Below are 12473 nucleotides of genomic sequence, written 5' to 3' on the forward strand. Positions count from 1 at the left end.
ATCAGACGGCGGCGGGCTCGTCCTCGTTCTCGCCGCGCTTGGCCCACAGGTCGCGCAGCACGTTCTCGAATGCCGCCGGCGGCTGAGCACCGGAGATGCCGTACTGGCCGTCGATCACGAAGAACGGCACGCCCTGGATCCCGTAGGCACGGGCCTGGGCCTGGTCCTGTCGCACAGCCGACAGATACTCGGCCGACTCCAGCACCTGTCGAGTCGTGTCCGCGTCGAGCCCGACCTCGACGGCGAGTTCTACGAGGTCGTCGATGCGACCGACGTGCTTGCCCTCGGTGAAGTACGCCGACATCAGGCGCTCCTCCATCTCGTGCTGGCGCCCGTTGGCCTTGGCGTGATGCAGCAGCTCGTGCGCCTTCACGGTGTTCGTGTGCTGCAGCACGTCGAACCGGTACTCCAGGCCCGCGTCGCGGGCCACTCCGGTGACGTTCTCGAGCATCTGCTCGACCTGGGCGCGCGGCATCCCCTTGTGGCCCGCGAGGAAGTCGACCTCGTCCCCGTCGAAGTCGACGGGGGTGTCGGGTGAGAGCTCGAACGAGTGGAAGGTGATGTTCACCTGCGGGACGTCGTCATCGCCGGAAACGGCTTCGAGTCCCTTCTCGAGATTGCGCTTGCCGATGTAGCACCACGGGCAGGCGATGTCGGACCAGATGTCGATCGAGATGGGTTCGCTCACACCTTCATCCAACCGCATACCCCGGCGGCCTATTCCACCCCGCTGCTCCCTGAGCGCCCTTCGTCCCATCGCTGCACGCTCAGGAGCGCGACCCAGCCGCTACGATCGACGGATGCTCTCCGCCGACGATCCGCTGCCTTCCCGCCCGCACCGGGTGCTGGTCGCGGGGGTCAGCGGAGCGGGAAAGACGACGTTCGCGTCGCGACTCGGCCGAGCATGGGGCCTCAGACACGTCGAGATCGACGGGCTCTACCACGCCCCCGACTGGACACCCCGTCCGGAGTTCCTCGACGAGGTCCGCACCTTCGCCGCCGAGGACCTGTGGGTCACCGAGTGGCAGTACACGAGCAAGGGCACCGATGAGATCCTCGCGCCACGCGCGCAGCTCGCCGTCTGGCTCGACTATCCGTACCGCATCGTGCGATCCCGCCTGATCCGCCGGACCCTGGCGCGCGGCATCCTGCGCAGAGAGCTCTGGAACGGGAACCGCCAGAAGGGGCCTTGGAACATGCTCCGCGCCGACCCCGATGAGAACATCCTCGCCTGGCAGACGAAGACGCTGAATAAATGGTCGGAGCGGATGCCGCTCCTCGCCGAGCAGCATCCGCATCTCTCGATCGTGCGCCTCCGCCACCCGCGCGAGGCCGCGCGCTGGCTCCGGTCTCAGGCCTGATCCGGCGTGTCCACCGCGCCGCCGAATCGACGGTCCCGCGACAGGTAGACCCCGATCGCTCGCCAGAGCTCCTCGCGTGAGAAGTCCGGCCACAGCGTGTCGAGGAACACCATCTCGGCGTAGGCCGACTGCCACAGGAGGAAGTTCGATGTGCGCTGCTCTCCAGAGCTGCGCAGGAACAGATCGACGTCGGGCATGTCGGGCACATACAGGTTCCGACGGATCATCTTCTCGCTGATCGCATTCGGCCGGATCCTTCCCGCGGCGACGTCCGCGGCGATCGACCGCATCGCGTCGACGAGCTCGACTCGTCCGCCGTAGTTCACGCACATCGTCAACGTGAGGGTGTCGTTGTGCTTCGTGAGCTGCTCCGCGTACTGCAGCTCCTTGATCACGCTGCCCCACAGTCGCGGCTTGCGCCCGGCCCAGCGCACCCGCACGCCCCACTCGTTGAGCTGATCGCGTCGACGGTGCAGGACGTCGCGGTTGTAGCCCATGAGGAAGCGAACCTCTTCGGGCGATCGCGCCCAGTTCTCGGTGGAGAACGCGTACACCGAGAGGTGCTTCACGCCCGCCTGGATCGCCCCCGCGACGACGTCGAGGAGCACCTCCTCGCCCGCCTTGTGCCCTTCGATGCGGTTGAGACCTCGACGGTTCGCCCAGCGTCCGTTGCCGTCCATGACGATGGCGACGTGCTCGGGCACCGCGGGGAACGCCGGCGGGTGCACACCCGTCCAGTCCAGGGGTCGGTACGCCACGGCATCCTTGTGCGTGTACGGCTTGGGGCTCACCTTGCTCCTTCTCGGGGGGCGTCGGTCACGTGGGCGAGCGAGCGGATGCCGCGCTCGAGGTGCCATTGCGCGTAGGCCGCGACCAGACCGGAGGCGGCCGAGATCTCCACCTGCGCCGCGTCGTCGATCACGTCCCACTCCCCCGCCATGAGCGCGCGCAGCAGCATCAGCGTCTTCTCCGCGATGCGCGGACTCCCGGCGGGCGCGTCGTTCGAGCACACCATCCCTCCGAGCTGGGCGACGAATCGGGTGTGCGGGCCCGGCGCACCGCAGCGGGCGCAGTCGTCGAGCGACGGCGCCCACCCGGAGAGCGCCATGACGCGCAGCAGGTAGGAGTCGAGAATGCTGCGCGGGGCGTGCTCTCCCCGGGAGAGAGCGCGGAGGCCGCCGACGAGCAGCAGATACTGCTGGGGCGTCGCCTCGGCGTCGCTGAGACGATCGGCCGTCTCGACCATCGCGTTCGCCGCCGTGAAGCGGTCGTAGTGCGCGGCGATGTCGGTTCCGTACGAGCCGAGGGACTCGGCCTGCTGCACGATGTCGAGGGTGCGCCCCTGATAGAGCTGGACATCGGCGACCATGAACGGCTCGAGCCGCGAGCCGAACTTCGATGAGGTTCGGCGCACCCCCTTCGCGACGGCACGCACCTTGCCGTGACCACGCGAGAGCATCGTGACGATGCGATCGGCCTCACCCAGCTTGTGGGTGCGCAGGATCACTGCTTCGTCTCGGTAGGTCGGCACCGTTCGATTATCCTCCGTGGGCGACAATGGACGGGTGACCGAACCGCTCTTCACCATTCCGCTGTGGGCTGACCTGCTCGGCGTCGGACTCGGCGGGGTGCAAGGCGCGATGTTCGCATCCGGATTCCAGGGCCAGCGCCGTCTGGACTGGCTCGGCGTGGCGATCATCGGAATCATGATCGGCATGGGCGGCGGCCTCATCCGCGACATCCTGCTCGGTCAGCCACCCGCCACCCTGCACAGCAACTGGTATCTGCTGACCGCGACCGGCGCGTCGCTTCTGGGGATGCTGCTCGCCGGGGTGTTCAACCGCGTGAACACCGTGATCGTCGTGCTCGACGCCGTCGTGATCGGGATGTTCGGGGCGTTCAGCACGAGCAAGGCGATCGCCTTCGGCATCCCGCCGGTTCCCGCCGTGTTCATCGGCGTCTGCGCCGCGGTCGGCGGCGGGGTGCTGCGCGACATGCTCATGGGGCTTCCAACGGCGATCATGCACGTCGGCTCGCTCTACGCCGTCGCAGCGGGTGCGGGCTGCGCGTTCATCGTGATCGCGAACATGCTCGGCATGCAGATCACGGTCGCCGCCGTGATCGGGATCGTCGTCACCGCGATCATCCGCATCCTCGCTGTGAGCTTCGATGTCTCGCTGCCGGAGCAGCGCCGCCTGTATCGCCGCAAGGTCGCGGCCGAGACCGGACTCATCCCCGTCATCAACCCGGAGTGACGGTCCCGGTCCCTGAGCGAGCGATGCGAGCCGCCGGTCGTCGAGCGAGCGAAGCGAGCCACCGGTCGTCGAGCGAGCGAAGCGAGCCACCGGTCGTTGAGCGAGCGAAGCGAGACGAAACGCCCCGCATCACAAACGTCTTGTCTCGTCGCTCCGCTCCTCGCTCAACGACCGGGTGCGCACCGGGCTCAGACCGCGGCGAGCTCCCCTGCCCGCGAGCGGATCGACCGGTTCACGGCCGACACGATCGCCTTGAGCGATGCCGTGGAGATGTCACCGTCGATGCCGATCCCCCACAGCCGCTGCTCGCCGACCTGCAGTTCGACGTACGCGGCCGCCTGCGCGTCGCCGCCGGCGCTGAGAGCGTGCTCGACGTAGTCGTAGAGCGTGATGTCGAAGCCCTGTGCGCGCAGAACTTCGATGAACGCGGCCACTGGTCCGTTTCCGCTGCCGACGACCGAGAGCTGCTGCTCGTCGTCGCGCAGGGTGACGTCGAGGACGACCTCGCCGGACATGTCGCTGCGCGTCTGCGTGGCGAGCAGCTCGAAGCGTCCCCACTTCTCGGATGCGTCTGCTGCCGGCAGGTACTCGTCGTTGAAGATCGACCAGATCTGGTCGCTGGTGACCTCTCCGCCCTCGGCATCCGTCTTGGCCTGCACGACACCGGAGAACTCGATCTGCAGTTTGCGGGGCAGGTCGATCGCGTGGTCCGCCTTGAGCAGGTACGCGACGCCGCCCTTGCCGGACTGCGAGTTCACCCGGATGACCGCCTCGTAGGAGCGTCCGAGGTCCTTCGGGTCGACGGGCAGATACGGAACAGCCCATTCGATCTCGTCGACCGTGACGCCCTCTGCCTCGGCCTTCGCGGCCATCGCCTCGAAGCCCTTCTTGATCGCGTCCTGGTGCGATCCGCTGAACGCGGTGAACACCAGGTCGCCGGCCCACGGGCTGCGCTCGGGGACGGGCAGCTGGTTGCAGTACTCGACCGTGCGCTTGACCTGGTCGATGTCGCTGAAGTCGATCTGCGGGTCGATGCCCTGCGTGAACAGGTTGATGCCCAGCGCGACGATGTCGACGTTGCCGGTGCGCTCGCCGTTGCCGAACAGGCAGCCCTCGATGCGATCGGCGCCTGCCATGTAGCCGAGCTCGGCGGCGGCGATGGCCGTGCCACGGTCGTTGTGCGGGTGCAGCGACAGGATGACGTTCTCGCGATGCGCGAGGTGACGGCTCATCCACTCGATCGAGTCGGCGTAGACGTTCGGGGATGCCATCTCGACGGTCGCAGGCAGGTTGATGATGACCTTGCGCTCGGGCGTCGGCTCGAAGACCTCGATGACCTGGTTGCACACGTCGACCGCGAACTCGAGCTCGGTGCCGGTGTAGCTCTCGGGCGAGTACTCGTAGAAGACCTGCGTCTCCGGGATGGTCTTCTCGTACTGGCGGCACAGCCGCGCGCCCTCGAGGGCGATGTCGATGATGCCCTGCTTGTCGGTGCGGAAGACGACCTCGCGCTGCAGCACGCTCGTGGAGTTGTAGAGGTGCACGATCGCCTGCTTCGCGCCGGCGATCGACTCGTAGGTGCGGGCGATCAGGTGCTCGCGCGCCTGGGTCAGAACCTGGATCGTGACGTCGTCGGGGATCAGGTTCTCTTCGATGAGCTGACGCACGAAGTCGAAGTCGGTCTGGCTGGCCGAGGGGAACCCGACCTCGATCTCCTTGTATCCCATGTTCACGAGCAGCTCGAACATCACGCGCTTGCGCTCTGGCGACATCGGGTCGATGAGCGCCTGGTTGCCGTCGCGCAGGTCGACCGCGCACCAGCGGGGAGCCTGGGTGATCCTGTTGCTCGGCCAGGTGCGGTCGGGGAGATCGACGGTGATCTGCTCGTGGTACGGCCGGTACTTGTGGATCGGCATCGCGGACGGGCGCTGGGTGTTCTGCATGATGGGCTTCTACTTCTCTTCGTCAGAATGAACGGGCCAACACAAGCGCCGCGACGAGGAAGGCCCTAGCTCTTAGGACTCGTCGCGGCAGCTAAGAAGAAGCAGACCGCCGAAAGGCATGGGGCCATGGTAGCAGGGAAGCGACGAGCGGACGACCGGTGAGACGATCGCCGCCGACCCGACACTGTCGGGTATGAGTGCGAACAAGCGCCGCCCGCTCCTGGCAGCGGCATCCGTGATCGGTGTCCTCCTGCTGTCCGGGTGCGGATCGTCGACGGCGGGCTCCCCCGCTCCGACGAGCTCCGGCGTCGTCGCGGATCAGCGCATCGAGGCGGTGCATCCCCAGATTCCGGTCGGGCGGGTCATCGGCACAGGCACGGTGATCGACACGGACGGCGCCGTGCAGCTGTGCCTCGGTGCAGTCATGGAGTCGTACCCGCCGCAGTGCTCGGGAATCCCCGTCGACGGATGGATCTGGGACGGCGTCGACGGAAGCGAGACCAGCGGCGACACAACCTGGGGCTCGTATGCCGTCTACGGCACATACGACGGCGACCTCTACACGATCACCGATCCGCCGATCATGCTCGCCCTCTTCGATCCCGTGCGCCCCGAGGATCCCACAGGCGGTGTCGACGGGACGTCCCCGGATGCCGATCTCACAGCGATCCGGGACGATCTGGTGGACCGACTGGGCACCAAGGCGCTGAGCGTCTGGACAGAACGCGGATACGTCTGGGTCGACGTGGTGTGGGACGACGGCACGCTGCAGTCCGCCGCCGACGCCGAGTTCGGAGAAGGGGTCGTGATCATCACCTCCGCGCTCCGCGAGATCGATTGATCGGGGTGTCCTGCCGATGTCCCTCGATGTCGGCGCTCGAGCTCAGAAGCCCAGTCGACCGAGCTGCTTCGGATCGCGCTGCCACTCCTTCGCGACCTTGACGTGCAGGCCGAGGAACACCCGGGTGCCGAGGAGCTCCTCGATGCCGGCACGCGAACGTGCCCCGACGTCTCGCAGCCGCGAGCCCTTGCGGCCGATGATGATGGCTTTCTGGCTGTCACGCTCGACGACGATCGATGCGTGCACGTCGGTCAGGTCGCTGTCCTCGCGGGGGGCGATGTCATCGATCACCACCGCGATGGAGTGCGGAAGCTCGTCGCGCACGCCGTCGAGGGCGGCTTCGCGGATGATCTCCGCGATGCGGTCCTCCTGCGACTCGTCGGTCGTGATGCCCTCGGGATAGAGCGCGGGCCCCACCGGCAGCAGTCCGAGGATCTCGTCCGACAGCACGTCGAGCTGGTCGCGCGTCAGTGCCGACAGCGGGATCACCGCGGCCCAGTCCTCGCGCAGCGAGTCGACCTCCATCAGGCGCTCGGTGATCTCATCGCGCCCCGCAGCATCCGTCTTCGTGACGATCGCGATCTTCTTCGCGCGCGCATAGCCGTCGAGCGATGCCGCGATGCGCCGATCCCCGGGGCCGACCTTCTCGGTGGCGGGCACGCAGAAACCGATCACATCGACGTCGCCGAGCACCTGCTCGACGAGGTCGTTCAGCCGCTCGCCCAGCAGCGTGCGGGGCTTGTGGATGCCCGGGGTGTCGACGATGACGAGCTGCCCGTCCGGGCGGTTGACGATGCCGCGGATCGCGCGACGGGTCGTCTGCGGCTTGTCGCTGATGATCGCGATCTTCTCGCCGACCAGCGCGTTCGTCAGCGTGGACTTTCCCACGTTGGGACGCCCGACGAACGTCACGAATCCGCTCCTGGACTCTTCAGTCATCTGTCTCTCCCTGTTCGACGGACACCGCTGCCCGCTCCACGAATACTGTTGCGATCCCTCGTCCGCGACCTCGCGAGGCGCCGCCCGTGAGGGCGAGTCCGTCCACCGTCGCCGTGACTCCCGGCTGCGGCACCTGGCCGAGCGTCTTGCCGAGAAGACCGCCGATCGAGTCGACGTCCTCATCCTCGAGCTCGAGGCCGAACAGGTCGCCGACGTCTTCCAGCGACAGGCGTGCGCTCACCCGATACTTTCCTTCGCCGAGGTCGACGACCTCGGCCGACACCTGGTCGTACTCGTCGGAGATCTCCCCGACAAGCTCCTCGATGAGGTCCTCGAGCGTCACGAGGCCCGAGATGCCGCCATGCTCGTCGATCACGAGGCACACGTGCACAGCATCCCGCTTCATCTGCTGGAGCAGGGTCTCCGCACGCATCGACTCGGGCACGAACGTGGCCGGCCGCGAGATCGGACGGATGGATGCTGCGCGCCACGCGCTCTCATCGCGAAAGGCGAACTGCACGAGATCCTTGAGATAGAGCACGCCGACCACGTCGTCGGCTTCGTCGTCGACCACCGGCATCCGGGACACGCCTCGCTGCAGGAAGAGGGTCATGGCCTCGCTCGTCGTCGCCGTCGCGTCGACCGTCACCATCTCGGTGCGAGGGACCATCACGGCACGCACGAACTGGTCGGTGAAGTCGAAGACCGAATGGATCAGATCGCGGTCGTCCTCCTCGATCAGATCGTTGGACGCCGCCTCGTCGACCATGCTGAGCAACTGCTCCTCCGAGCTGAAGCTGCTGCGGCCGGTGCCGGGCGTGACCCGGTTGCCGAGGGCGACGAGCCCGTTCGCGAGCGGACCGAGGCTCAGTCGCACGCCCCGCACGACCGGCGCGAACGCGCGGAGGATGCCGTCGGAGTGATGACGGCCGACCGAGCGAGGGCTCGCACCGACGAGGACGAAGGTGATGCCCGTCATCAGCACGGCCGCGGCGAGCATGGCCCACCAGATGTTGTCGAAGAGGTTCGAGAACGCGACGGTCACCAGCACCGCGGCCGTCGTCTCGGACAGCACACGGATGAATGCCACGCCGTTGACGTGCGCGTCGGGCTCCGCGGCGATCCTGGTCAGTTGGCGCGCGTTGCGCCCCTCGGCCCCCATGTCTTCGAGGTCGCTGCGCGAGGTCACCGAGAACGCGGCGTCGATCGCAGCCATGAGACCGCCGAACGCCACCAGGAGGACGGCGCCGACGAGCAGGAAGACGACGGTCATCGTCGTCGTTCGGACGCGGCGAAGCCCTGCATGAGCTCCTTCTGCAGTCCGAACATCTCGCGCTCCTCGTCCGGCTCAGCGTGGTCGTAGCCGAGCAGGTGCAGCAGACCGTGTGTGGTCAACAAGATCAGCTCATCCATGAGCGTGTGACCGGCGGCCTGCGCCTGGGTCTCGGCGACCTGCGGGCACAGCACGATGTCTCCGAGCAGCCCGGGGGCAGTCGGGCGGTCCTCGGTGCCGGGGCGCAGTTCGTCCATCGGGAAGCTCAGCACGTCTGTGGGACCGGGCTCGTCCATCCACTGCACGTGCAGCGCCTCCATCGCACCCTCGTCGACGAGGACGATCGCGACCTCGGCGTCGGGGCTGACGTGCAGCTGTGCGAGGTTGAAGTCGGTCAGTCGCTGCAGCACGGTCTCGTCGACGTCGATCGCCGACTCGTTGTTGATCTCGATCATGGCTGTGCTCGTCTCGTCAGTGCTGGTCTCGTCAGTGCTGGTCTTGTCGGTGCCGGTCGCATCAGGAGAGGCCCCGCTTCGGCTTCCGGTCCCGGGGCCCTGGGCGCTGGGCTCCGCGGCGCTCCGCGCGGTTGGCGAACTCCGCCGCCTGCTCGCGCTCGAAACGCTGCGCCGTACGCTTCTCGTCGTACTCGCTGTAGGCGTCGACGATGCGTCCAACCAGCGAGTGGCGCACTACGTCGGCGCTGGTCAGCCGTGAGAAGTGGATGTCATCGATGTCCGCGAGCACACGGGTGACCATCCGGAGTCCGGACGATCCCTGCGGCAGATCGACCTGGGTGATGTCGCCCGTGACGACCATCCGCGTGCCGAAGCCGAGACGGGTGAGGAACATCTTCATCTGCTCCGGCGTCGTGTTCTGCGCCTCGTCGAGCACGACGAACGAGTTGTTCAGCGTCCGACCGCGCATGTACGCCAGCGGCGCGACCTCGATCGTGCCGGTGGCCATCAGCCGCGGCACGATCTCGGGGTCCATCATCTCGTTCAGCGCGTCGTAGAGCGGGCGCAGGTACGGGTCGATCTTGTCGGTCAGCGTGCCGGGCAGGAAGCCGAGGCGTTCGCCCGCTTCGACCGCCGGTCGGGTGAGGATGATCCGGTCGACCTCCTTGCGCTGCAGCGCCTGCACGGCCTTCGCCATGGCCAGGTAGGTCTTGCCGGTACCGGCGGGGCCGATGCCGAAGACGATCGTGTTCTCCTCGATCGCGTCGACGTACTCCTTCTGTCCCAGTGTCTTCGGCCGGATCACCTTGCCGCGCGTCGACAGGATCGCCTCGCCGAGCACCTCGCTCGGACGCGGCCCCTCGTCCCGGCGCAGCATCTGCGCAGAACTCGCGACGTCGCTGGGGGCGAGGTCGTGTCCCTGGCGGGTCATCGTCAGCAGTTCATCGACGAGACGCTTCGCCTGTGCGACATCGGATGACGCACCGGAGAGGGTGATCTCGTTGCCCCTCACGAGCACCTGGACCTGAGGATGCTCCTTCTCGAGCATCCTCAGCAGTCGATCCTGCGGTCCGAGCAGCTGCACCATCGCGACGCCGTCGGCGTAGATCTTCTCGACCACGTCACCGGACGTGGGGTCGGACATGTTCTCCTCAGAAGCCAACGAGCTTCTTCTCCTCTATGTTGCCGAGCACATGGGCGTGCACGTGGAAGACGGACTGCGCGGCGCTCGCGCCGTTGTTGAAGATGAGACGGTACTCGCCGTTCGCGTGCTCTTCGGCCAGACTCTTCGCCATCGCGACGAGCTCTGCGAGCAGCTCAGGATCCCCGGCGGCGAGCTCTGTGACGTCGCGGTACTGCTCGGTCTTGGGGATCACGAGCGCATGCAGCGGAGCCTGCGGATCGATGTCGCGGATCGCGAAGACCCGCTCGGTCTCCCGCAGGATCTCGCCCGGGATGTCGCCGGAGAGGATGCGGGTGAAGATCGAGGGCTGGCTCATGGTCTCAGTCTACTGAGCCGTCGTCACCAGCGGCCGAGCGCACCGGAGAGCAGCGCGATCGCCGCGGGACCGGCTGTCGACGTGCGCAGCACCGTGTCGCCCAGCCGCACCCGCTCAGCGCTTGCGGCAGTGAGCCGATCGAGCTCGTCGGGGGCGATCCCGCCCTCGGGACCGACCACGAGCACGATGTCCCGGCCGTCGGGGACCAGCGCCGACAGCCGCGTGGGAGCGGTCGGGTCGAGCAGCAGCATCCGCTCGTCGGCCGCGCGCCGCGAGAGCTGCACGGTCGTGACGGGCTCCGAGACGGAAGGCACCCACGCGCGATGCGCCTGTTTGGCTGCCTCGCGCACGATGGTCGCCCACCTCTCCCGTCCCTTCGTCGCCTTCGCGCCCTCCCACCGGGAGACGCTGCGGCTGGCCTGCCAGGGCACGATCTCGTCGACCCCCAGCTCGCAGGCCGCCTGCACGGCGAGCTCGTCGCGGTCGCCCTTGGCCAGGGCCTGCACGAGCACGATGCGCGGCGACGCGGCCGCCACGACCGTGCGCTCCGTGATCCGCACGTCGACGAGGGCCGGCGCGACCTCCTCTGCGACTCCCGTCAGCCACACTCCTGCTCCGTCGCCGATCGTCACGGTCTCGCCCACGCGCAGCCGCCGCACGACCGCGGCGTGCTTGGCCTCGGCACCCGTGAGCGACACCAGCCCGTCGACCTGAGCGTGCGTCGAGTCCTCGACGAGGAAGTGGAGCGCCATGGTCAGTGCGAGCGGAAGCGGTCGCGGAGCTTCGAGAACAGACCCTGCTGGAACTGCGCGAGCTGCGGGGCCGGAGCTTTGGTCTTCTTCGCGAACTCCTCGATCAGCTTGCGCTGTGCCGAATCGATGCGCGTCGGGGTCACCACCTGCACGCCGACGCGGAGGTCACCGCGCTGCGTGCCGCGGAGCGGAGTGATGCCGCGTCCCTTGATCGTGAGGACATCGCCCGACTGCACGCCGGAACGGATCTCGAGGTCCACCTCACCGTCGAGTCCCGTGATCGTGGTCTCCGTGCCGAGGATCGCATCGGTCATCGACACTTCGAGGGTCGCGAGCAGATCGTCTCCGTCACGGCTGAAGGCGGGGTGCGGGTTGACCGTCACCTCGACGTACAGGTCGCCGTTCGGACCGCCCGCCTTGCCGACCTCGCCCGAACCCGGCAGCTGGAGCCGCAGACCCGTCTCGACGCCGGCGGGGATGTCCAGCGACACGGTGCGACGCGAGCGCACTCGCCCCTGGCCGGCGCAGGTGCCGCACGGGTACGGGATGGTCGTTCCGTACCCTTCGCAGGTCCCACAGGGCTGCGAGGTGACGACGTTGCCGAGCAGGCTGCGCACCTGACGCTGCACGTGACCGGATCCGCCGCAGATGTCGCAGGTGACGGGCGAGGTGCCCTCCTGACAGCACGAGCCGTTGCACGTCTCGCAGAGCACGGCTGTGTCCACCTCGATGTCGCGATGCGCACCGAACACGACGTCGCCGAGATCGAGCGTGACGCGCACCAGCGCATCCTGTCCACGCTCGCGGCGAGATCGGGGACGTGCTCCCCGGCCTCCGCCCTGTGCGGCGCCGAAGAAGGTCTCGAAGATGTCGCCGAATCCGCCGAATCCGCCGAAGTTGCCCGCCGCGCCGTCTCCGCCGCCCATGTCGTAGCGGCGGCGGGAGTCGTCATCGCTGAGCACGTCGTAGGCGTGGGTGACGAGCTTGAAGCGCTCGGCCGCGTCCTCGCCCGGGTTCACATCCGGGTGCAGCTGTCGCGCAAGACGGCGATACGCCTTCTTGATCTCGTCGGTCGATGCGTCTCGGGAGACCCCGAGAACCTCGTAGTGATCCGCCACGGTGGCCCTTCTCAGTGTGTGGTGTGCGGCGACCGCG

General features: G+C 67.7%; 14 protein-coding genes. 3 read left to right on the top strand and 11 right to left on the bottom strand.

The genetic code is table 11. The features are described from left to right. Nucleotide 1 precedes the first annotated feature (1 nt). Nucleotides 2-688, bottom strand: coding sequence for a DsbA family protein (locus tag ACI3KS_RS02390; RefSeq protein ID WP_404914808.1), 687 nt, complete (start codon nucleotides 686-688; stop codon nucleotides 2-4). A gap of 112 nt (nucleotides 689-800) precedes the next feature. On the opposite strand from ACI3KS_RS02390, the gene ACI3KS_RS02395 reads away from it, so the two are divergent. Then, a complete protein-coding gene (locus ACI3KS_RS02395; RefSeq protein WP_404914810.1) occupies nucleotides 801-1361 on the top strand; it encodes an AAA family ATPase in 561 nt (186 codons plus the stop codon). Here the strand turns inward: ACI3KS_RS02395 and ACI3KS_RS02400 are convergent. Together ACI3KS_RS02400 and recO are read right to left on the bottom strand one after the other, a co-directional pair. Next, complete coding sequence (locus ACI3KS_RS02400; protein WP_404914812.1) at nucleotides 1352-2152, bottom strand: isoprenyl transferase; 801 nt, start codon at nucleotides 2150-2152, stop codon at nucleotides 1352-1354. The two genes, ACI3KS_RS02395 and ACI3KS_RS02400, sit on opposite strands and share 10 nt — an antisense overlap. Beyond that, nucleotides 2149-2892 carry a DNA repair protein RecO gene (gene recO / locus ACI3KS_RS02405; RefSeq protein ID WP_404914814.1) on the bottom strand — a complete coding sequence of 248 codons (744 nt, stop codon included), beginning with the start codon at nucleotides 2890-2892 and terminating at the stop codon, nucleotides 2149-2151. The genes ACI3KS_RS02400 and recO overlap by 4 nt, the downstream gene beginning before the upstream one ends. Before the next feature lie 34 nt (nucleotides 2893-2926). Here recO and ACI3KS_RS02410 point away from each other — a divergent pair, with 34 nt between their 5' ends. Further along, nucleotides 2927-3616, top strand: a complete 690-nt coding sequence (locus tag ACI3KS_RS02410) for a trimeric intracellular cation channel family protein (RefSeq protein ID WP_404914816.1) — start codon at nucleotides 2927-2929, stop codon at nucleotides 3614-3616. A 188-nt stretch (nucleotides 3617-3804) separates the two neighbouring features. Here the strand turns inward: ACI3KS_RS02410 and leuA are convergent, their stop codons facing one another. Further along, entirely contained in the window at nucleotides 3805-5559 is a 1755-nt protein-coding gene (leuA, locus tag ACI3KS_RS02415; protein WP_404914818.1) for a 2-isopropylmalate synthase, read from the bottom strand. 193 nt (nucleotides 5560-5752) lie between these two features. On the opposite strand from leuA, the gene ACI3KS_RS02420 reads away from it, so the two are divergent. Continuing rightward, nucleotides 5753-6400: a hypothetical protein gene (locus ACI3KS_RS02420; RefSeq protein WP_404914820.1), complete on the top strand. Its 648-nt coding sequence runs from the start codon at nucleotides 5753-5755 to the stop codon at nucleotides 6398-6400. Nucleotides 6401-6442: 42 nt separating this feature from the next. On the opposite strand, the gene era is transcribed toward ACI3KS_RS02420, so the two are convergent. From era to dnaJ, 7 genes are all read right to left on the bottom strand, one after another. Continuing rightward, on the bottom strand, nucleotides 6443-7339 hold the full coding sequence (era, locus tag ACI3KS_RS02425; RefSeq protein ID WP_404914821.1) for a GTPase Era: 897 nt from the start codon (nucleotides 7337-7339) through the stop codon (nucleotides 6443-6445). Then, nucleotides 7332-8612: a hemolysin family protein gene (locus ACI3KS_RS02430; protein ID WP_404914823.1), complete on the bottom strand. Its 1281-nt coding sequence runs from the start codon at nucleotides 8610-8612 to the stop codon at nucleotides 7332-7334. Before ACI3KS_RS02430 ends, era begins: the two co-directional genes overlap by 8 nt. Beyond that, nucleotides 8609-9067: an rRNA maturation RNase YbeY gene (ybeY, locus tag ACI3KS_RS02435; RefSeq protein ID WP_404914825.1), complete on the bottom strand. Its 459-nt coding sequence runs from the start codon at nucleotides 9065-9067 to the stop codon at nucleotides 8609-8611. The genes ACI3KS_RS02430 and ybeY overlap by 4 nt, the downstream gene beginning before the upstream one ends. Nucleotides 9068-9128: 61 nt before the next feature. Beyond that, nucleotides 9129-10211 carry a PhoH family protein gene (locus ACI3KS_RS02440; protein ID WP_404914827.1) on the bottom strand — a complete coding sequence of 361 codons (1083 nt, stop codon included), beginning with the start codon at nucleotides 10209-10211 and terminating at the stop codon, nucleotides 9129-9131. Between the two features lie 7 nt (nucleotides 10212-10218). Next, on the bottom strand, nucleotides 10219-10566 hold the full coding sequence (locus tag ACI3KS_RS02445) for an HIT domain-containing protein (protein WP_404914829.1): 348 nt from the start codon (nucleotides 10564-10566) through the stop codon (nucleotides 10219-10221). Between the two features lie 23 nt (nucleotides 10567-10589). Continuing rightward, complete coding sequence (locus tag ACI3KS_RS02450; protein WP_404914831.1) at nucleotides 10590-11318, bottom strand: 16S rRNA (uracil(1498)-N(3))-methyltransferase; 729 nt, start codon at nucleotides 11316-11318, stop codon at nucleotides 10590-10592. 2 nt (nucleotides 11319-11320) lie between these two features. Continuing rightward, nucleotides 11321-12436 carry a molecular chaperone DnaJ gene (gene dnaJ, locus ACI3KS_RS02455; protein WP_404914833.1) on the bottom strand — a complete coding sequence of 372 codons (1116 nt, stop codon included), beginning with the start codon at nucleotides 12434-12436 and terminating at the stop codon, nucleotides 11321-11323. Nucleotides 12437-12473: the final 37 nt, after the last annotated feature.

The organism is Microbacterium sp. ZW T5_45, assembly GCF_044987415.1.
Classification (GTDB): Bacteria; Actinomycetota; Actinomycetes; order Actinomycetales; family Microbacteriaceae; genus Microbacterium.

Excerpts from the sequence above, each read along its gene's own strand:
- ACI3KS_RS02395 (WP_404914810.1), top strand. The coding sequence starts at position 801 with ATGCTCTCCGCCGACGATCCGCTGCCTTCCCGCCCGCACCGGGTGCTG.
- leuA (WP_404914818.1), bottom strand. The coding sequence starts at position 5,559 with ATGCAGAACACCCAGCGCCCGTCCGCGATGCCGATCCACAAGTACCGG.
- ACI3KS_RS02420 (WP_404914820.1), top strand. The coding sequence starts at position 5,753 with ATGAGTGCGAACAAGCGCCGCCCGCTCCTGGCAGCGGCATCCGTGATC.
- era (WP_404914821.1), bottom strand. The coding sequence starts at position 7,339 with ATGACTGAAGAGTCCAGGAGCGGATTCGTGACGTTCGTCGGGCGTCCC.
- ACI3KS_RS02430 (WP_404914823.1), bottom strand. The coding sequence starts at position 8,612 with ATGACCGTCGTCTTCCTGCTCGTCGGCGCCGTCCTCCTGGTGGCGTTC.
- ybeY (WP_404914825.1), bottom strand. The coding sequence starts at position 9,067 with ATGATCGAGATCAACAACGAGTCGGCGATCGACGTCGACGAGACCGTG.
- ACI3KS_RS02440 (WP_404914827.1), bottom strand. The coding sequence starts at position 10,211 with ATGTCCGACCCCACGTCCGGTGACGTGGTCGAGAAGATCTACGCCGAC.
- ACI3KS_RS02445 (WP_404914829.1), bottom strand. The coding sequence starts at position 10,566 with ATGAGCCAGCCCTCGATCTTCACCCGCATCCTCTCCGGCGACATCCCG.
- ACI3KS_RS02450 (WP_404914831.1), bottom strand. The coding sequence starts at position 11,318 with ATGGCGCTCCACTTCCTCGTCGAGGACTCGACGCACGCTCAGGTCGAC.